The sequence below is a fragment of the Micromonospora citrea genome (assembly GCF_049629545.1).
Lineage (GTDB): Bacteria > Actinomycetota > Actinomycetes > Mycobacteriales > Micromonosporaceae > Micromonospora > Micromonospora citrea_A.
In genome coordinates this window covers 35,836-54,144 of sequence record NZ_JBNADX010000015.1, presented here as the reverse complement: position 1 = coordinate 54,144, position 18,309 = coordinate 35,836, and the positions used below count along the sequence as shown (strand labels likewise).

General features: G+C 73.6%; 22 protein-coding genes. 8 read left to right on the top strand and 14 right to left on the bottom strand.

Going from position 1 to position 18,309, the window contains the following annotated elements; translation table 11 throughout:
• Positions 1 to 18: 18 nt before the first annotated feature.
• Positions 19 to 1,116, top strand: a complete 1,098-nt coding sequence (locus ACPFP2_RS17470) for a DNA glycosylase AlkZ-like family protein (protein ID WP_424090235.1) — start codon at positions 19 to 21, stop codon at positions 1,114 to 1,116.
• Positions 1,117 to 1,176: 60 nt separating this feature from the next.
• Here ACPFP2_RS17470 and ACPFP2_RS17465 read toward each other — a convergent pair whose 3' ends face one another.
• The 5 genes from ACPFP2_RS17465 to ACPFP2_RS17445 all read right to left on the bottom strand — a co-directional run bounded on the left by ACPFP2_RS17465 (position 1,177) and on the right by ACPFP2_RS17445 (position 6,434).
• Positions 1,177 to 1,593 carry a CBS domain-containing protein gene (locus ACPFP2_RS17465; RefSeq protein WP_088975713.1) on the bottom strand — a complete coding sequence of 139 codons (417 nt, stop codon included), beginning with the start codon at positions 1,591 to 1,593 and terminating at the stop codon, positions 1,177 to 1,179.
• Positions 1,594 to 1,656: 63 nt separating this feature from the next.
• On the bottom strand, positions 1,657 to 2,097 hold the full coding sequence (locus tag ACPFP2_RS17460; protein WP_424090234.1) for a PPOX class F420-dependent oxidoreductase: 441 nt from the start codon (positions 2,095 to 2,097) through the stop codon (positions 1,657 to 1,659).
• A 249-nt stretch (positions 2,098 to 2,346) separates the two neighbouring features.
• Positions 2,347 to 3,372 (bottom strand): aspartate-semialdehyde dehydrogenase, encoded by a 1,026-nt coding sequence (locus ACPFP2_RS17455; RefSeq protein ID WP_424090233.1) that lies wholly within the window; start codon positions 3,370 to 3,372, stop codon positions 2,347 to 2,349.
• 429 nt (positions 3,373 to 3,801) lie between these two features.
• The gene (locus ACPFP2_RS17450; RefSeq protein ID WP_424090232.1) at positions 3,802 to 5,145 is read right to left on the bottom strand and encodes a M16 family metallopeptidase; all 1,344 of its coding nucleotides are present in this window, start codon (positions 5,143 to 5,145) and stop codon (positions 3,802 to 3,804) included.
• On the bottom strand, positions 5,142 to 6,434 hold the full coding sequence (locus ACPFP2_RS17445) for a M16 family metallopeptidase (protein ID WP_424090231.1): 1,293 nt from the start codon (positions 6,432 to 6,434) through the stop codon (positions 5,142 to 5,144). Before ACPFP2_RS17445 ends, ACPFP2_RS17450 begins: the two co-directional genes overlap by 4 nt.
• Positions 6,435 to 6,538: 104 nt before the next feature.
• Here ACPFP2_RS17445 and ACPFP2_RS17440 point away from each other — a divergent pair, with 104 nt between their 5' ends.
• Positions 6,539 to 7,243, top strand: coding sequence for a phosphodiesterase (locus ACPFP2_RS17440; protein WP_424090230.1), 705 nt, complete (start codon positions 6,539 to 6,541; stop codon positions 7,241 to 7,243).
• Here the strand turns inward: ACPFP2_RS17440 and ACPFP2_RS17435 are convergent.
• Together ACPFP2_RS17435 and ACPFP2_RS17430 are read right to left on the bottom strand one after the other, a co-directional pair.
• Positions 7,240 to 7,455, bottom strand: a complete 216-nt coding sequence (locus ACPFP2_RS17435; protein WP_424090229.1) for a hypothetical protein — start codon at positions 7,453 to 7,455, stop codon at positions 7,240 to 7,242. The genes ACPFP2_RS17440 and ACPFP2_RS17435 overlap by 4 nt on opposite strands.
• Positions 7,456 to 7,540: 85 nt before the next feature.
• Positions 7,541 to 8,695, bottom strand: coding sequence for an alkaline phosphatase PhoX (locus ACPFP2_RS17430; RefSeq protein ID WP_424090228.1), 1,155 nt, complete (start codon positions 8,693 to 8,695; stop codon positions 7,541 to 7,543).
• Between the two features lie 302 nt (positions 8,696 to 8,997).
• Between ACPFP2_RS17430 and ACPFP2_RS17425 the strand changes: the two genes are divergently transcribed.
• The 3 genes from ACPFP2_RS17425 to ACPFP2_RS17415 all read left to right on the top strand — a co-directional run bounded on the left by ACPFP2_RS17425 (position 8,998) and on the right by ACPFP2_RS17415 (position 10,689).
• Positions 8,998 to 10,098, top strand: coding sequence for a 3-deoxy-7-phosphoheptulonate synthase (locus ACPFP2_RS17425; protein ID WP_424090227.1), 1,101 nt, complete (start codon positions 8,998 to 9,000; stop codon positions 10,096 to 10,098).
• Between the two features lie 103 nt (positions 10,099 to 10,201).
• On the top strand, positions 10,202 to 10,453 hold the full coding sequence (locus ACPFP2_RS17420) for a hypothetical protein (RefSeq protein ID WP_424090226.1): 252 nt from the start codon (positions 10,202 to 10,204) through the stop codon (positions 10,451 to 10,453).
• A gap of 32 nt (positions 10,454 to 10,485) precedes the next feature.
• Complete coding sequence (locus tag ACPFP2_RS17415; protein WP_424090225.1) at positions 10,486 to 10,689, top strand: hypothetical protein; 204 nt, start codon at positions 10,486 to 10,488, stop codon at positions 10,687 to 10,689.
• Positions 10,690 to 10,753: 64 nt separating this feature from the next.
• Here the strand turns inward: ACPFP2_RS17415 and ACPFP2_RS17410 are convergent, their stop codons facing one another.
• From ACPFP2_RS17410 to ACPFP2_RS17400, 3 genes are read right to left on the bottom strand one after another with little or no spacing between them, the layout of a single operon-like run.
• The gene (locus ACPFP2_RS17410; protein WP_424090224.1) at positions 10,754 to 11,296 is read right to left on the bottom strand and encodes a DUF1360 domain-containing protein; all 543 of its coding nucleotides are present in this window, start codon (positions 11,294 to 11,296) and stop codon (positions 10,754 to 10,756) included.
• A 30-nt stretch (positions 11,297 to 11,326) separates the two neighbouring features.
• Positions 11,327 to 11,653 carry a hypothetical protein gene (locus ACPFP2_RS17405; RefSeq protein WP_424090223.1) on the bottom strand — a complete coding sequence of 109 codons (327 nt, stop codon included), beginning with the start codon at positions 11,651 to 11,653 and terminating at the stop codon, positions 11,327 to 11,329.
• Entirely contained in the window at positions 11,653 to 11,964 is a 312-nt protein-coding gene (locus ACPFP2_RS17400; RefSeq protein ID WP_424090222.1) for a DUF6158 family protein, read from the bottom strand. Before ACPFP2_RS17400 ends, ACPFP2_RS17405 begins: the two co-directional genes overlap by 1 nt.
• 117 nt (positions 11,965 to 12,081) lie before the next feature.
• On the opposite strand from ACPFP2_RS17400, the gene ACPFP2_RS17395 reads away from it, so the two are divergent.
• Complete coding sequence (locus ACPFP2_RS17395; protein ID WP_424090321.1) at positions 12,082 to 12,513, top strand: hypothetical protein; 432 nt, start codon at positions 12,082 to 12,084, stop codon at positions 12,511 to 12,513.
• Positions 12,514 to 12,538: 25 nt separating this feature from the next.
• Entirely contained in the window at positions 12,539 to 12,871 is a 333-nt protein-coding gene (locus tag ACPFP2_RS17390; protein WP_424090221.1) for a DUF3817 domain-containing protein, read from the top strand.
• A 7-nt stretch (positions 12,872 to 12,878) separates the two neighbouring features.
• Here the strand turns inward: ACPFP2_RS17390 and ACPFP2_RS17385 are convergent, their stop codons facing one another.
• A complete protein-coding gene (locus ACPFP2_RS17385) occupies positions 12,879 to 13,391 on the bottom strand; it encodes a DUF6232 family protein (RefSeq protein ID WP_424090220.1) in 513 nt (170 codons plus the stop codon).
• Positions 13,392 to 13,888: 497 nt separating this feature from the next.
• Between ACPFP2_RS17385 and ACPFP2_RS17380 the strand changes: the two genes are divergently transcribed.
• Complete coding sequence (locus ACPFP2_RS17380) at positions 13,889 to 14,866, top strand: NlpC/P60 family protein (RefSeq protein WP_424090219.1); 978 nt, start codon at positions 13,889 to 13,891, stop codon at positions 14,864 to 14,866.
• Positions 14,867 to 14,938: 72 nt separating this feature from the next.
• Here the strand turns inward: ACPFP2_RS17380 and ACPFP2_RS17375 are convergent, their stop codons facing one another.
• From ACPFP2_RS17375 to ACPFP2_RS17365, 3 genes are all read right to left on the bottom strand, one after another.
• The gene (locus ACPFP2_RS17375) at positions 14,939 to 15,928 is read right to left on the bottom strand and encodes a sigma-70 family RNA polymerase sigma factor (protein ID WP_424090218.1); all 990 of its coding nucleotides are present in this window, start codon (positions 15,926 to 15,928) and stop codon (positions 14,939 to 14,941) included.
• Between the two features lie 434 nt (positions 15,929 to 16,362).
• Positions 16,363 to 17,310, bottom strand: coding sequence for an N-acetylmuramic acid 6-phosphate etherase (gene murQ, locus ACPFP2_RS17370; protein WP_424090217.1), 948 nt, complete (start codon positions 17,308 to 17,310; stop codon positions 16,363 to 16,365).
• Entirely contained in the window at positions 17,307 to 18,221 is a 915-nt protein-coding gene (locus ACPFP2_RS17365; RefSeq protein WP_424090216.1) for a MurR/RpiR family transcriptional regulator, read from the bottom strand. Before ACPFP2_RS17365 ends, murQ begins: the two co-directional genes overlap by 4 nt.
• Between the last annotated feature and the right edge of the window lie 88 nt (positions 18,222 to 18,309).

The following is an 18,309-nucleotide window of genomic DNA, read 5'->3' as shown; positions in this document are numbered from 1 at the left end:
CGGACGGGAGGGGTGCGGATGGCGACGGCAGAGGTGGACCGGCGGCGGGTGCTCGCCCACCGGGCGGTCCGGCAGCAGCTCGACCGGCCCGGGTCGCGCCCGGCCGACCTGGCCGTGCTGGATCTCGGCGTGCAGGACACGCCGTACGGCTCGGCCCGGCAGGCGCTGGCCGCCCGGGGTGCGGACGGCCTCGACGACGACCGGCTGGAGCTGGTCTGGTCGGTGCGGGGCGCGCCGCACCTGCACCGCCGGGCCGACCTGCCGGCCCTGGCCGCCGCGCTCTGGCCGTTGAGCGACGCCGACGCGACCCGGCGGATCGCCGGCCAGATCCGCGCGGGCGCCGAGCTGGGACGGGCGGCGTTCCGGGCCACCGCCGAGGCGTTCCGGGAGGTGGTCCTCGCCGAGACGGAGAAGGGCGAGGTCAGCCGTGCGGTGACCGCGCGCGTCGCACCCGAGTTGAGCTACGAGTGCGGCCCGTGCGGGGCACGCCACGTCTCCGGCGCACTCTTCCAGCAGGCCGGCCTCGCCGGTGGCGTACGGCTGGTGGTGTCCGGCCGGGCGGCCCGGCTGGCGCCGCTGGCGGTTCGGCCGGCGCCGCCCGAGCAGGCGGCGGGCACCACCGCCCTGATCCTGACCTACCTGCGGCTGCTCGGTCCGGCCGCCCCCGCCGACGTGGCCGGCTTCCTGGGCACCACCGCGACCGAGCTGCGGGCCGTGTGGCCCGAGGGCCTGACCGAGGTACGCGTGGACGGTCGCAGGGCGTGGCTGCCGGCGGAGCACCTCGACGCGCTCCGTGACGCGGAGCCGGTCGAGGGGGTCCGGCTGCTGCCGCCCGGCGACCCGTTCCTCCAGGCCCGGGATCGCGACCTGCTGGTCCCCGACCGGGCCCGGCAGCGGGAGCTCTGGCGGGTGCTCGGCAACCCGGGCGCGCTGCTGGTCGACGGCGACGTCGCGGGCACCTGGCGGGTCAGGCAGTCCGGCGGCCGGCTGGAGCTGACCGTCAGCCCGTTCACCGCCCCGACGAAGCGGGTCGCCCGGTCGATCGAGGTCGAGGCCGAGACGGTGCGGGCCGCCCGGGGCGCCGTCGAGGTGGCGGTCCGGATCGAACCGGTCTGACCGTGCCACGACGCCGGCCCCCGCAAGGAGGACCGGCGTCGGGTCGCCCGCGGCGGACGATCAGTTGTTCGGCTCGTCGGCGGAGATGTCCGCCAGCACCGACTGCGGCTCCCGCTCGACCGCCAGGTCCCCCATGGAGACCAGACCGACGAGCTTGCCGTCGTCGATCACCGGCAGCCGGCGGACGGCGTACGTCCGCATCAGGTCGGCGGCGGCGACCGCGTCGTCGTACTGGCTGACGGTCACCAGGTCCCGGCTGGTGATCTGCTTGAGCCGGGTGGTGTCCGGGTTCATGCTCTCGGCCACCCCACGGACCGTGATGTCCCGGTCCGTGACGATGCCGATCACGTCGTCACCTGCCGTCACCACCACGTCGCCGATGGCCCTGTCGCGCATCTCCTGCGCCGCCGCGGTGAGCGTGTCGTCGCCGTCCATCGTCACCAACCGGGTCGTCATGAACTCTCCGACCGTTGTCATGGTGCTCCCCTCTCGGTGTCGGCACGGCCCGTCTACCCGGCGTCCCCGAGCAGGTAACGCCGGTCAGCCGCGCGGCGGCATCCCGTAGAGGCGCTCGACGTGCAGCCGCAGCACCAGCCGCCGCTCGGCGACCATGGCGGCCCGGAAGTCGTCCCAGTCGGGGTGTTCACCCTGCACCGCCCGGTAGAGCCCGACGAGTTCCTCGACGGTCGGGTCGTCGGGTCGCTGCGCCACCGGGGTCAGCTCGGCGTGCGCCTCCGCCACCGCGTACGCCCAGCCGTCCTCGCTGCCGACGTGGAAGCTGGCGCGGGGGTCGCGGCGCAGGTTGGCGGTCTTGGCCCGGCCGTCGGTGACCGAGACGCGGATCAGCTCACGGTCGGGGTCGAAGGAGTAGACCACGGTGGACAGTTGCGGCCGCCCGTCGCGCTTGACGGTGGCGAGCACGCCGAGCCACCGGCCGGCGATGAGCGCGGTCAGGGCCTGCTGGGTCTTCTCGTCCGCCATGCGTCCTCCCGGATCGACGTCGCTGCGGACTCCATCCCACCGCACCGGCGCCCGCCGCGCGACCGGTGTCACCGCCGCGGGCCGTCCGGCCCGGCCGGGTGAGCCGGGCACTGGTTGCCGGAGCCGGGACCGGGCCGCCGCAGCCGGAGCGAGGTCGGCCGGCGGCCCGGGCGGGCTGCAACGCAGGCGGGGTCGGCCGGCGGCCCGGGCGGCCTGTGGCGCAGGCGGGCCCGGACCGGGCGGCGTGGGTCAGCGGAGTCCGGCGGCGACCAGCTCGGCGAGCTGCACCGCGTTGAGCGCGGCGCCCTTGCGCAGGTTGTCGTTGGAGCAGAACAGCGCCAGGCCGTGCTCGACGGTCTCGTCGGCGCGGATCCGCCCCACGTAGGTCGGGTCCGCACCGGCGGCCTCCAGCGGAGTGGGCACGTCCGACAGGGCCACGCCCGGGGCGCCGTCGAGCAGCTCGCGGGCCCGCTGCGGGGTGAGCGGCCGGGCGAAGCGGGCGTTGATCTGGAGCGAGTGACCGGTGAAGACGGGCACCCGCACGCAGGTGCCGGAGACCTTCAGCTCGGGGATCTCCAGGATCTTGCGGCTCTCGTTGCGCAGCTTCTGCTCCTCGTCGGTCTCGAAGGAGCCGTCGTCGACGATCGAGCCGGCCAGCGGGAGCACGTTGAAGGCGATCGGCCGGGCGAAGGAGCGCGGCGCGGGGAACTGGACGGCGGAGCCGTCGAAGGCGAGCCCGGCGGCGTTCTCGGCGACCTTGCGCACCTGCTCGTCCAGCTCGGCGACGCCGGCCAGTCCCGCGCCGGAGACCGCCTGGTAGGTGGAGACGACCAGGCCGACCAGGCCCGCCTCCTCGTGCAGCGGGCGCAGCACCGGCATCGCGGCCATGGTGGTGCAGTTCGGGTTGGCGATGATGCCCTTGGGGCGGTCGGCGATGGCGTGCGGATTGACCTCGGCGACGACCAGCGGCACCTCGGGGTCCATCCGGTAGGCCGAGGAGTTGTCGATGACCACGGCGCCGGCGGCGGCCACCCGGGGGGCGAGTTCCTTCGAGGTGCCCTTGCCCGCCGAGAAGAGCACGATGTCCAGCCCGGCGTAGTCGGCGGCCGCCGCGTCCTCGACGGTCAGCGCGCCGTCCCGCCAGGGCAGGGTTCGCCCGGCCGAACGCGCCGAGGCGAACAACCGCACCTGCTCCGCCGGGAAGTTCCGCTCCGCCAGTACCTGCCGCATCACGCCACCGACCTGGCCGGTGGCCCCCACAATGCCGATCCTCATGCCCGCGAGGCTATCCGGCCCACCGGCCCGGACGGGAACGCTTTCCCACCGCCCGGGCGGGCGCGCCATCCCACGGAGCCGGCCGTCAGCTGCAACGACTCCGCCCCGCAGCCCACCATCCCGGAAGATCCGGCTCCGCCGGCACCCGCGACCGCAGCTTTGCTACCGCCCTACGCACTCCCGACCCCACCCCCACGCGACCAGAATCACACCCCCACCCCACCTGCCTGTCCCGCCTCTCCCCGCTCCCGCGGAGATCTTGGTAGGAAGTGGCCCCTGGAAGGGCTGTGTCGTACCAAGATCCCGGCGGGACCGGCGCGGACCGGCCAGCGGACCGGCGCGGACCGGCGCGGAACGGCCCGGAGCAGCCCGGAGCAGCCAGCAGACCGGCCCGGACCGGCTCGGAGACCGCCGTGGAGCGGCCGCAGCTCAGACGTGGTCGGTGACCTCGCCGAGGCCGGCGGCCACCAGTTCGTCGCGGATCAGCGCCGAGTCGCCCTCGACGACGAGGGTGAGCGCCTCCGGGTGCAGGTGCGTGGCCGCCGCCGCGGAGACCTGCGGCACGTCGGCGGCGAGCAGCGACTCGCGCAGCCGGGCGTGGTAGTCGTCCGGCAGGTCGTGCACCACCAGGGTGGTCAGCGCGGAGGCGATCGCCCGGGGGCTCTGCAACTCGACCGAGAGCTGGCCGGCCCGCCAGGAGCGGGCCACCGCCAACTCGTCCTCGGTCACGCCGGTCAGCTGGGTACGGGTGATCTCCCCGACCGCCTCGACCAGGGCCGGCGCGGTCACCGCGGTCTGTACGCCGGAGGCGACCGCGAACCGGCCGAACCGGCGGGACGAGGCGAAGTCGCCCCGGATGCCGTACGTGTAGCCGCGCACCTCGCGGATCAGGTGGTTGAGCCGGGAGGTGAACGCCCCGCCGAGCACCGTCCCGGCCAGCGTCATCGGCACGTGGTCGGGGTGGGCGCGGTGCGGCGACGGGTGCCCGAGGCGCAGTGTCGACTGCACCGAGCCGGGCCGGTCCACCAGGATGATCCGTCGCCCCGCGCGCGCCGGCACCTCGATCGGGCCGCCCCGGTCGACGGGGCCGCCACCGGTGCCGGCGAACGCCGCCGCGCCCAGCGCGTCCAGGTCGAGGCGATCCAGGTCACCGGCGACGATCAGGGTGCCGGGGCGGATGAACCACTCCGAGTGGAAGACGGTCACGTCCTCGGCGTCGAGCGCGGCCACCGACTCCGGGTCGCCGTACATCGGGCGGCCCCAGCGGTTGTCGGCGCCGAACAGGTCGGCGCGGAGCACGGCGTCGGCCCGCGGACCGGGGTTGGCCCAGTCCATCCGCAGCGCGGTGGCCTCGTCGTCGCGGACCCGGCGCACATCGTCCGGGTCGAGCCGGGGTGTGCGGACCGCCTCGGCGAGCAGTTCGACGGCGGCGCTCAGCCGGTCGACCGGCACCTGGACGCTGACCTGGAACGAGTCCCAGTCCAGCCCGGTGACCAGTTCGGTGCCGAGCCCTTCGACGGCGAGCGCGAACGCGGTGGCGTCCCGCTGCGCGGTGCCCTCCTCCAGTGCCTTGGCGAGCACCCCGGCGAGCCCTTCCTTGCCGACCGGTTCGCGGCCGGCGCCCGCGTCGAGCAGCAGCACCGCGACGGCGAGGTTCTGCCCGGGCAGGTGGGCGGCGACGACCCGGCCGCCGGCGACGTCGCGCCGGACGACCGTCGGGAACCGGTACGGGCGGGCGGCTCCCGTACCGGGACGGGCGGCGATCAACGTCATGAGGTCTCCTCCGGCACGTAGGTCAGGGTCACCCGGTCGGTGGCGCCGAGCACCTCGGCGGCCAGCTCGGCGATCTGCTCCGCGGTCACCGCGAGCCAGGCGGGCAGCCGTTCGGCCGCCTTCGCCGGGTCACCGAACTGGGTGGCGTACCGGCCGAGGGTGTCCGCCCGGCCGTCCACGGTGGACATCTGCCGCCACCAGGCGGTGCTGAGCAGCGCCTTGGCCCGGTCCAACTCGGCGTGGGTGACCGGCACGGTGGCCAACTCGTCGACGACCTCGGCCACCCCGGCGGCCAGCCGCTCGGCGCTCACCCCGGGGCGGGCGGTGGCGGTGACGATCAGCGGCGCGGGGGCGTGCGCCAGGTCCACCCCGTACGCGCCGACGCTGTCCGGCTGGGCGATCCGCTCCCCGTCGGCGAGGCGCTGGTAGAGGCGGCTGCCCCGGCCGCTGCCGAGCACGGCGGCGAGCACGGTCGCCACGTCGTTGCCGGGGGCGCCGAAGGGGTGGGTGCGGTGCGCGACGTACACGCGGGGGGCGGGCACGTCGGCGGTGACGGTCTCGACGGCGGTCCGGCCGGTGCCCGCGACGGTACGGCCGTCCGGCGCGGCGGGGATGTCCGCGCGGGCCGGGATCGCGCCGAAGTACTTGTCGGCGAGCGCGAAGACCTCGGCGGCGGAGGCGTCCCCGACGACGGTGAGCACCGCGTTGTTCGGCGCGTAGTACGTGGTGTGGAACGCCTGGAAGGTGGCCAGGTCGGCGGCGTTCAGGTCGGCCATCGAGCCGATCGTCGCATGGTGGTACGGGTGTCCCGGCGGGTAGAGCAGCGGGAGCAGTCGCAGCCACGCGTCGCCGTACGGGACGTTCTCGTAGCGCTGGCGGCGTTCGTTCTTGACCACGTCCCGCTGGTTGTCCAGGGTTTCCTGGGTCAGCGCCGGGACGAGCCCGCCCATCCGGTCGGCCTCCAGCCAGAGCGCCAGCTCCAGGTGCTCGGCCGGGACGGTCTCGAAGTAGTTCGTCCGGTCCGGGTTGGTGGTGGCGTTGAGCGAGCCGCCGGAGCCCTGGATCAGCTTCATGTGCTCGGTCTTGGCGACGTTGACCGACCCCTCGAACATCAGGTGCTCGAAGAGGTGGGCGAATCCGGTCTGCCCGTCCGGCTCGTGCCGGGAGCCCACGTCGTACCAGAGGTTGACCGCCACCGCCGGCGCGGTGCGGTCCTCGCTCACCACCACGCGCAGGCCGTTGTCCAGTCGGGTCGTCTCGATGGGCCAGGGGTAACCGCTGTCGGGCATGACCCGACGCTATCCGATCTCCGGGGCGGAAAGGTGACGTGTGGCCGCTCGACGAGCCGGCGGTGGCGGGCATCGAGTGGGCGGCGAGGGGTACCGGAGGTGCCATGCCCTCCCGCCTCACCGCCGCCGTCACCGCCGGGACCGCCGCGCTCACCCGGCTGCGCCGGGGCCGCCGCCTGCTGCATCCGGCCGGCCGCTCGTTCGCCGCCGAGGTGATGATCTGGGGTACGCCGGGTCCGCCGACGGGCGTGCCGCTGCTGGACGCCCCGGGGCGGTACCGGGCCACGGCGCGGCTCTCCAAGGGGGTGCCCACCCCGGGGAGCTGGCCGGACGTGCTGGGGCTGGCGGTGCGGCTGCACCGGGCCGAGGGGCGCCCGTTCGACCTGCTGGTCAGCTCCGCCGGCGCGGCCCCGGTGCTGCGCAACCTGCCGCTGCCCCGGCGGCGCTTCACCGGGACGTACAGCACGATCATGTCGTACCGGGTCGGCGGGCGACGGCTCTGGTTGGCGGCGCTGGCCGACCCGGACTCGGTCGATCTGGGCCGCAGCCTGGGCGACGTGGCGGCGGCTACCCGCGCGGCGGACGCGCCGCGCCTGGTGCTCGCGGTCGCGTCCGCCGTCGGTCCGTGGCGGCCGTTCGGCCAGGTGACTCTCGGCGACCAGCTCGACGCCCGGGCGGACGCGGCGCTGGCCTTCGACCCGGTGGGCAACCTGCCGTCGGGCCTGGCGGCGGCGGGTCCGCTCGCCTGGCTGCGCGAGCGGACCTACGCCGGTTCCCGCCGGGCGCGGGGCGCGTCGGCGGGCTGCTAGTCGGGGGGCTCGATCGGGGTCACGGTCTGCTCGGAGGTGCGGTGCTCCAGCACCGTGTCCGGGGCGGTGTTGCGGTCCTCCTCGCGGATGTCCGACTCGGTGAGGATCGCGTCGGCCTGGGCCTGCGGGTCGTCACTGCCGACCGCCGCCTCCTCGGGCAGCAGGTGGGCACGGGACTCGACCCGCTCCTGGTCGCTCTGCTCGTGGGTCATGCGGGTGGTGTTACCCCGCTCGCCCCGCCGGCACTCCGCAGGGTCCCGGTGGCCCGGCGCGGGGTCCCGGTGGCCGGGTGTCGGGTCAGCGGAACGGGCCGCGCACCTCGTAGGTGATCCCGCCGGACGACGAGCCGGAGGTGCCGCGCTGCGACGAGAAGTAGAACCGGCTGCCGTCCGGGGAAAACGCCGGGCCGCAGATCTCGGAGCCGCCCTGACCGTTGATCCGCAGGAACGGCGTCACCACCCCCTCCGGCGTGATCATGTTGATCTCCATGTTGCCGCCGTCCTCGGCGACGTACAGGTCGCCCCGGGCCGAGCCGGTGATGTTGTCCACGCCGGTGAGCGGGGCGGTGCCGCCGGTCACCAGCGAGTCGTCGTACGCCAGGTCGATGCGCTGGGCGACCGCGTCGTACGCCCAGACCCGGTTGTCGCCCTTCGTGGTGAACCAGCAGGTGCCGTCGGCGTACCAGCAGCCCTCGCCGCCGTTGAACTTCTTCGCACCGGAGACCTGCTGCCGGGTCGACGTCGGGTAGCCGTCCGGGTCGGGGACCCGCGCCCAGGTCACCGGGCCGCTGGTCGCGGTGCCGGCGACCAGCACCTCCAGGGTGCCGCTGGACAGGTCGCCCCAGACGGTCGGCCGGAACCGGTAGAAGCAGCCGCTGCTCTCGTCCTCGGTCAGGTAGATCACCTTGCGGTCCGGGTCGGCCGCCGCCGCCTCGTGGTTGAAGCGGCCCATCGCCGGGCGGCGCACGGCCGCCGTGCCGCCCTGCGGGTACGTCTCGTAGACGTAGCCCCGGCTGACCTCCTCGCAGGAGAGCCAGGTCCCCCACGGGGTGGCGCCGCCGGCGCAGTTGCGGTTGGTGTTCGCCAGGATCCGGTACGCCGAGGCGATCGTCCCGTCGGCGTGGAAGCGCACCGCCGAGGCCCCGCCGGTGCGGGAGATCTCCGAGTTGGAGACGTAGATCCAGCCGGTGCCGGCAATGAAGCACGCGCCTCCGTCGGGCGCGTCGTGCCAGGCGTACGAGGTGCCGGGCACGACCTGCCGGGAGCGGGCGATCACCCGGCTGGCGAAGCCGGCGGGCAGCTGGATCCCGTTGGCGTCGGCGACGCCGAGCGGCCCGTACGGGCCGACTCCGGGCTGGGCCGGGGCGGCCGACGCCGCGCCGGACCAGAGACTGCCGGCGAAGGCGGCGGCGCCACCGGCGACGGTGGCGCGCAGGACGGTACGACGGTCCATCGAGACCTCCCATAATGCTGTAGGTGTCGAGGAAGTTACCGCTGGTGGCATCGACGTAGGTAAACTTCAGGCGAGGCTTGTCGGACGACCCGGTGAGCCTTCCCCGACCGGTCGGGTACGCTGGTCGACGTGACTCGCTCGTATCGATGGTTTAGGCAGCCGGCTCCGACGCCGGTGACCTCACCATGAGCTGACGTCACCTGAGTTCGAGCCGGCCGGGCAGGAGCTGAAGTTCCTGCCCTTTTGCGTACGAGCAGCCGGCTCGACCCGGGTACCGGCCCCGGGGCACGGTCGGCGGAAGGATGCCCACCGTGACGACCCCGGAGACCGAGACCGGCGCGGTCATCGACCAGCGGATCGACCGCGTCGTGCCGTTGACCACCCCCGCGCTGCTCCTGCACGAGCTGCCCCTGGACGCCCCGCTCACCTCGGCCGTGCTGGCCGGCCGACGCGCGGTCGGCCGGGTGCTGGACCATGCCGACGACCGCCTGCTGGTGGTGGTCGGCCCCTGCTCGGTGCACGACCCGGCCGCCGCCCTGGACTACGCCCACCGGCTGCGGGAGGCCGCCGACCGGCACGCCGAGGACCTGCTGGTGGTGATGCGGGTCTACTTCGAGAAGCCGCGTTCGACGGTGGGCTGGAAGGGTCTGATCAACGACCCGGCGCTGGACGGCTCCGGCGACGTCAACCGGGGGCTGCGCACCGCCCGGGCGCTCCTGCTCGACGTGCTGCGCCTCGGCCTGCCGGTCGGCTGCGAGTTCCTCGACCCGATCACCCCGCAGTACATCGCCGACACGGTGGCCTGGGGCGCGATCGGCGCCCGGACGGTGGAGAGCCAGGTGCACCGCCAGCTCGCCTCCGGCCTGTCGATGCCGATCGGCATGAAGAACCGCCCGGACGGGAGCATCTCGACGGCGGTGGACGCCATCCGGGCGGCCGGCGTGCCGCACGTCTTCCCCGGCATCGACGTCTCCGGCACCCCGGCGATCATGCACACCCGCGGCAACGCCGACGGTCACCTGGTGCTGCGCGGCGGCGGTGGCCGACCCAACTACGACGCCGAGTCGGTGGCCGGCGCGCTGGACCTGCTGCGCAAGGCGGGCCTGCCGGAGCGGGTGGTCCTGGACGCCAGTCACGCCAACAGCGGCAAGGACCACCGCAACCAGCCGAAGGTGGCCGCCGACGTGGCGGCGCAGCTCGCCGCCGGCCAGCGTGGCATCGTCGGCATCATGCTGGAGAGCTTCCTGCTCGACGGCCGCCAGGACCTGGACCCGACCCGCGAACTGACCTACGGCCGTTCGGTCACCGACGCCTGCATCGGCTGGGACACCACCGCCGAGGTCCTCGACCACCTGGCCTCCGCCGTACGCACCCGCCGCGCCACCCTCCCCACCCCCGCCTGACCCCTCCCCCACCCCGCCGCCCCGCACCCGCACCCCGGTGCCGGGGTGGCCGGGCGGGGGCCGGGCGGGTTTGGGGGGTTTGGGGGCGGGTAGGTGTGCCGGCGTGACCGACGACGTTCCCGTGACCGACGCGCCCACCACCGACGCGGCCGTCGACGAGCCGGACATCCGGCGCCTCGACGACCTGCTGGAGGACCTCTACCACGGCCAGGAGCGGATCAGCCAGGCGGACATCTACCGCCGGGCCGTCGCGGCGGAACTGCCCGCGCAGCTGCTCACCCGGATCGCCGCCCTGCCCCAGGGCGAGTACGCGGTGGACGAGGTGGCGGACCTGCTCGGCGGATCGGTCATCTGACCCCCGGCAGTCCCCGGCGAGAGGAGACCGCAATGTCCGACCACGAGGAGCGGCACGACAAGGTGCCGGCGCTCGGCCAGCCGCCGGAGGGGACGGACAGCCTCCCCGAGCCGGACTTCGCCAACGAGCACGACCGCACCGCGGTCGACCGGGACATCATCACCGGCGACGACGAGCGGGAGCCGGAGACGTCGCGCGGCTGGGCCGGTGAGAACGGCGGCAGCACGCCGACCTGACGACAAGTGACCGCACAGGGAGGGGGCCGGCAGCGCTGCCGGCCCCCTCGCTCGTGCATACGGCTCAGTCCTCGTCGTGATGTCCGCCCTCGGCGGCCTGCTGGGCAACCGCGTACCCCATCTGGAGGAAGTCCGACGCGGCCACCGCGGTCAGCGCGGTGGCGACCAGGCGGGTGAGTCGGGGCGCCAGCACCAGACCGGCGGTCATGCCGGTGGCGACCCAGACCGCGAGGCAGAACGGGCAGCTCAGCAGCTCGCCGATGGCGTGCCTGGTCGGGCTGCCGGAGTCGCGGACCTGCTCCATCACCTCGCCGCTGCCGATCGGATGGTCGTAGCGGGTGAACGGCGCCCGCAACGGACTGGTCACCGCGTCCTTGGCGAGCAGCCGGCTCAGCTTGTGCGTGGCGATGCCGAGCAGCACCACGTCGGCGGTGGCGGGCCGCTCCGGCACCGGCCGGCCGGTCGCCTTCACCAGGCCGGCCAGGGACGCCGCCACGGTGGCGTAGGTGCCCATCGCCTTGAGGTAGCCGTCCAGCGGCCGGTACTCGTCCGGCGCGTACGCGCGGCGCAGCCGCGCCACCCTCTGCTTCAAGCCAGTCCCGGTCAAGCCGGCCTCCTCGTGCTGGTCAGGGTCCGCTCAACCGGCGGTCAGGTTGTCGGCCACCTCGCGGGCGAGGTTGGCCAGGGTCTCGTCGGCCAGGCCGTCGGCCCCGTCCCCGGACAGGTCGAGCCGGACCCGGGAACCGCCGGCGTCGGCGGGTTCCACCTGGATCTCGGCCGACCAGCCGGGGGTGGAGTCGCTGCTCCACCGGGCCCGGAGCTGCTCGGCGCTGGTCTGCGGGCGTTCCCCGCCGTCGGCCCGCAGCGGCTCCGGCAACCAGGCGGACACCCGGTCGGGGTCGGTCGCCGTGCTGAAGACCACCTCGGGTGGGGCGGACATGCCCCGCTCGGCGTGCGTGTCCATCAGGAGTCCCGCAACCGGCTCGGGTCGATCTCGCGGCCCGGGTTCCGGGCCAGGTACTCGGTCTCCAACTCGGCGGTGCGACGCAGGTGGTTGGCGAGCGCGGAGTCCGAGGCGTGCCGCAGGGTGTCCAGCCGGGTGCGGTGCAGGCTCTGCAGTTCCCGGATCAGGTCCTCGTCACCCAGCTCCGCCGGGTCCACCCCGAGCAGCTCGCCGTCGAGGTCACCGGACGCGCCGGAGGCGGCGTGGTCGCCGTCCCACTCGGTCATGCGCTGTTCCGGGCTGGCTCCGGTCTGGCGTACTGATTCGGTCATGTCGCCCCCCTGGGCTCGTTTGGGCTGGCGACTAGACGGATGCCCACACCGGGTGTCACCAAACCCACCTACGACACCGTGTCGGAGACGGCGGGCCGTCCCGGTACGCTCGACGCCATGGAACGGCTCTGGACACCGGCGTGGATCGTCCGCCACGTGGCCATGGTCGTGCTGGTCGTCGGGTTCCTGGCGCTGGGCTGGTGGCAGATCAGCCGTGCCGCCTCGGGGAACACGCTCAGCTGGGCGTACGCGGTCGAGTGGCCGATCTTCGCCGGCTTCGTGGTCTTCGTCTGGTGGCGTGAGGTCCGGCACACGCTGCGCGGCCGGAGCGCCGCCGCGCCGGAGGCGGCCACCGCGCCGGGCGAGCCGGTCACGCTTGGTGACGCCGCGTCCCCCGGTTCCACCCCGGCGGTACGCCGCCCGGTGCGGGTGAGCCGGGTGCCGGCGACGAGCGGCGGGCCGGAGGACGCCGACCTGGCCGAGTACAACCGCTACCTGACATGGTTGAACGCCAACCCGGGCGCGAAACCCGGTGACTATCCCGGCTGAGGCCGGTGCGGAAGGACGGACGACGGTGGGCGGAGCCCTTACCCGGTACCGCGTGATCGCCTGGATCGTGGGCGTGGCGCTGGTCGTGCTGGTGCTGATCGGCATGCCGTTGAAGTACGCGGCCGACGAGCCGATCGTGGTGGAGGTCGTCGGCACCGCGCACGGTTGGCTCTACATGCTCTACCTGGCCGCCACCTTCGACCTGGGCCGCCGGGTGAACTGGCCGTTGAAGCGGATGCTGCTGGTGATGCTCGCGGGCACGGTCCCGTTCGTGTCGTTCGTGGCCGAGCGCAAGGTCACCCGGGAGCTCGCGGCCCGGCGCGGCGAGCAGACCCGGGAGCCGGTCGCCGCCGGCTGAGCCCCGCTCAGCGTTCCGGCCGCCAGTAGCCCGCGTCGGGCGCCTGCTCGGCGTCGGCGTAGCGGTGTCCCTCGCGGGCCTTCCTCAGCGCCGCGACGACCTGGTCGAACTGCCCCGCGTCGTCGCTGCTGAACAGCAGCACCTCGACGCCCTGGCAGTGCCCCCACAGCTCGTACGCGGGCGGCCGCCAGCGGTCCCCGGCGAGCACCAGCAGCACCGGCAGCATCCAGACCAGCCCCAGGGTCAGGTACGCCCCGGCGGTGAGCCGCTGCAACCCGCCGGTGAAGCCGAGCAGGACGCCCACGGTGGTGATCAGGGCGGTGGTGACCGCGACGGCGCGGACGGCGAGGCGGTCGTGCGGGCCCCGGCAGGTGCGCAGGTGGGTGAGGTCGGCGACCGCGAAGGTGTTCCGGCCGACGGTGAACCGCTCGGTGGTCACCACGATGCCGGGGCGGGCGTAGAGGAGTGTGGTCCGCCGCGACGATCGGGGCGGGCGGGTGGCGGATCGGTGTGCCTGCACGGCGTCCTCCCACGGGCCGGCGGCGCCGGTGCTGCCCGCGCCACGCGCATGCGCACGGCGGGATTCCCGGCCCTCGAGGCTCCATTCTGTTGCCGGCCGACAAGTGGCGCGCGGCGAAATCCACCCCGCTGGCCTGGTGCATGGCAGCAGTAGCGCCGGGATCTGCCGCCCATTTCGGTTTTGTCGGGCAGCCGAAGCCGTACCGGGGCACGTCATCCGCCCGGAAGGACGAATCATCCGAGAAGCCGCACAAGGCGTAGTAAGCCGCAAAACGCCGATCCCGGAGGTCACCGCAGTGTCAGCGGACGTCACCTCTCACAGCGCCTCTTCCTGCCTCTTTGCCAACTTTCGCCCCTGCTTCACCTGCGGGTGACATCCGTCCCGGGTTAGGTTGGGCGGGTCGACCCGGTCGGCCGCCATCCGCCCGGATGGCCCCGGGTCGGTGTCGCCGCCGGCGTGGCACCCCGCGGCGACCGGTGGAGAGGAGCATTCCGCTCTTGTCGTCCTTACGGATGCTGGTGCGAACGCTCACGGTCGCCGGCCTCACGGCCGCGCTGATCGCCCCGACGGCGGTGGCTCGGGCCGAGCCGTCCGTCGCCGAGCTGACCGCACGGATCGAGAAGTCCTCGACCGAGCTGGAACGGGTCGTCGAGTCGTACAACAAGCTCAACGAGGAGATCAAGGCCAACAAGGCGGCCGCGGCCCGGCTGCACGCCCGGATCGGCCCGCTGGAGGCGCAGACCGCGCAGAGCCGCTCCGACGTCGGCGAGATGGCCGCGACCGCGTACAAGACCGGGGGTCTGCGGACCGCCCAGGCGCTGCTCGAGCCGGGCGGCTCCGGTTCGTTGATGGACCGGCTGAGCACGCTCGACCACCTCACCCGGCAGCGCCAGGAGCGGATCGCCGGCTTCACCGACAGTCAGCGCCGGCTGCTCGACCAGAAGGCCCGGCTGGACGCGACGCTGGCTCGCGAGGCCGCGCAGGCGAAGGCGATGGCGGGCACCAGGCGCACGATCGAGCGGGACCTGGCGAAGCTCTACGAGCTGCGCCGGCAGGCGTACGGCCGGGCCACCGAGGCGCCCGCCCCGCGACCGGCCGCGTCGGGCTCGGACGACGCGCCCGCCGTCTCCGGCAAGGCCGGCATCGCGGTGCGCTACGCGTACGGGGCGGTCGGCAAGCCGTACGTCTGGGGCGGCGACGGCCCCGGCGGGTACGACTGCTCGGGCCTGACCTCCGCCGCCTGGCGAGCGGCGGGCAAGTCGCTGCCGCACAACACCCGGATGCAGTGGGGTGTGGTGGCGCACATCAGCCGCAGCGAATTGCGACCGGGTGACCTGGTCTTCTACAGCGGCCTCGGGCACATGGGCATGTACGTCGGCGGCGGTCAGATCATCGACGCGCCCAGCGCGGGGCGCAACGTGCTCAAGCGGGACATGGACATCATGCCCATCCAGGGCTACGGCCGCGTCCGGTAGCACCGACGAAGACGGCGAACGGCCGGCGTCCCCCTATCGGACGCCGGCCGTTCGCCGTCAATTGTTACCAGGTCAGGCGGCCTGAAGCCCTTCCGCCCGAGCCAGCTCACGGAGCCGGCCGAGGGCCTGGATCTCCAGCTGGCGGATCCGCTCCCGGGAGAGCGAGAACCGCGAGGCGACCTCGGTCAGCGAGTGCTCCCGCCCGTCCTCCAGGCCGTACCGGGCCCGCATGATGCCGGCGGACCGGTCGTCGAGGTGGTTGAGCAGACCCTCGATGCGCTGCCGCTCCAGGCCGGTGAGCACGATCTCCTCCGGCGACGGGGCGTCGCTGTCGGCGACCAGGTCACCGAGGTTGGTGTCGCCGTCGTCGCCGACCGGGGTGTCCAGCGAGACGGTGTCCTGCGACCAGCGACGCAGCTCGTTGACCCGCTCGACGGTGACGCCGAGGGCGGCCGCGATCTGCTCCGGCTCCGGGTCGCTGCCCAGCTCACGGGTGAGCTGGCGGGCCACGTTGCGCATCCGGTTGACGTCCTCGACCAGGTGCACGGGCAGCCGTACGGTCCGCTCCTGCTGGGCGATTGCCCGGCTGATGGCCTGGCGGATCCACCAGGTCGCGTAGGTGGAGAACTTGTAGCCGCGCTCGTAGTCGAACTTCTCGACCGCCCGGACCAGGCCGGTGTTGCCCTCCTGGATCAGGTCCAGCATGGGCATCCCGGACCGCACGTAGCGGCGGGCGATGGAGACGACCAGCCGCAGGTTGGCCCGGATGAAGAGGTCCTTGGCCCGCTCGCCCTCGACGACGAGACGCTCCAGGTCCTCCCGGTCGGCGCCGGCGGGGACGCGGTCCTCGCCGAGCAGGTGCTCGGCGTAGAGGCCGGCCTCGATGGCCTTGGAGAGATCGACCTCCTTGGCGGCGTCCAGCAGCGGCGTCCGGGAGATCTCGTGCAGGTAGACGCCGACCAGGTCGCGCTCCTCGGCGACCTCGTCGGTCCGCATGCCGATGTTCTTGTCCACGTTACCCACGGTCCCCTCGCTCGCGCCGGTTGCCCGGTTCCTTGCCATCCCCACGTCCATCAGCCCTCCCCCGTAACCTCCGCTGTGCCCGTAGGTGCTGACACCTACACAACAGATGAGACGTGTCGGGGATTCCATGTCGTGAGTCGAAAGTGTCACGAATGCCTGAGTATCAGCTGAAAGCTCGGTCCACGTTTGCTGTCAGCACCCATTCGGGCTCACTGGCCGCGCATCTCGAACGGGCCGGCGGATCAGGGAAGATGGCCCTGCGCCAGCACACATCGCACCATTGCGACGCCTGATGACGCAGCGACCCTGGTCACCGCCGGGCTGCGATCCTGGTCACTGCCAGATACGCGCCGGTGGACCGGTCGGTTCATCCACGGAACTGGGATTACCCCACGCCCTGGACAACAATCCGTCCGCTGTCGCACGTCCCGGCCACGACGTGTTCCGCGTCTCACCCCGGGTGACGGGCCGAATCAGGAGGCGAGCAGGGCGAGCGCGCCGCGCACCTGGTGCGCGCACCGGGCCAGCGCGGCCCGCGCGGCGGGCACCTCCGCGCCGGAGACGAGCGAGACCAGGGCGGTCTTCAGGTCGCCGTCGGCCTCGTGCAGGGCCCGACGGGAGATCTCCTCGGAGCAGCCGGTGGCCTCCATAAGGATGGAGATCATCCGGCCCCGGAGCTTGGCGTTGGTGGCCACCATGTCGATCATGAGGTTGGAGTAGACCCGGCCGAGGCGCACCATCACGGCCGTGGAGAAGGTGTTCAGCACCAGCTTCTGCGCGGTGCCCGCCTTCATCCGGGTCGAGCCGGTGACCACCTCCGGTCCGGTGTCCACCCCGATGAACACGTCGACCACGCCGGCTGCCGACGCCTCCGGGTTCGCGCAGAGCAGCACGGTCGAGGCGCCCTGCGCCCGGGCGGCGGCGAGCGCCCCGAGGACGTACGGGGTGCGTCCGCTGGCCGCCAGGCCGACCACCAGGTCACCGGCGCGGACGCACTCGGCCGCGTCGGCGGCCCCGCCACGGTCGTCGTCCTCGGCGTCCTCGACGGCGCGCCACATGGCGTCCGGGCCGCCCGCGAGGTGGGCGCAGAACCAGTCCCGTGGGGAGTTGAACGTCGGGGCCAGTTCGGCGGCGTCGAGCACCCCGAGCCGGCCGGACGTGCCGGCGCCGAAGTAGTGCACCCGGTGCCCGCCACGCAGCGCGGCCACCGCGAGATCGACCGTCGCGGCGATCTCGTCGAGCACCGCCGCGACCGCGTCCGGCACCCGGCGGTCGGCCTCGTTGATGACGGTCAGCACGTCCCGGGTCGACATCAGGTCGAGGTCGACGCTGTGCGGGTTGCGCCGCTCGGTGGGGGCGCCCACCCGGACCACCGGCCGGACCACCGCGGCCTCGTCGGGCTCCACCCGACCGGCCGTCATGCCCGCCTCCGCCCGGAGCCGACCCGATGCGACTGGACCGCGTCGGCGGTCGCCTCCAGGGCCTTGCGGGCCCGCGCCCGGTTACGGGCGGCCACCCCGACGAAGAGGACGTCGACCACGGTCAGTTGGGCGAGGCGGCTGGCCATCGCGCCAGAGCGGTAGGTCGTCTCGCGGGCCGCGGTGGTGAGCACGAAGTCGGCCACCTCGGTGATCGGCGAGCGGGGGAAGTTGGTCAACGCCACCGTGGAGGCGCCCCGGGCCCGGGCCTGTTCGAGCACCTCGATGACGTCGGAGGTGGTGCCGGTGTGCGAGATGCCGACCGCGACGTCGCCCTTGCCGAGCAGGGCGGCGGAGGTCAGCGCGGTGTGCACGTCCGGGAAGTAGAAGGCGGTGCGGCCGATGCGGTGCAGCTTCTGCTGGAAGTCGGAGGCGACGAAGCCGCTGGCTCCGGCGCCGTAGACCTCGATGCGGCCGGCGGCGACGATGGCGTCCACCACCCGCTCGCAGACCGCCGGGTCGAGCTGCTCAGCGGTCTCCTCCACGGCCCGCGCGTCGTTGAACGCGATGGTGGCGATGATCTGCGCCAGGTCGGCACCGGGCGGGATGTCGCCGCCGACCACCCGGGCGTCCGGCGGCTCGACCCGGCGGGCGGCCTCCGCGGCGAGTCGGATCCGCAACTGCGGGTAGCCGTCCATGCCCACCGACCGGCAGAACCGGATGACGGTGGCCTCGGATGTCTCGGCGGCGGTGGCGAGATCGGTGATCGTCCGGCGTGCGGCGTCGGCCGGATCGGACACGACCAGCCGGGCCACCCGCTGCTCGGCGGGGGACAGCGAGGGGAGCAGGCCGCTGATGTGGACGATCAGGCCACCGGGCTCGTGACTCGCAGAAATCTTCGGACTCTTCGCCACGGATGAAACTTACTTTCATGAGCCGCGAGCGTCAACCATCACCGCACGTATCCGACAGAAGTATCCCCCTCGGATGCCGGGACCCGGC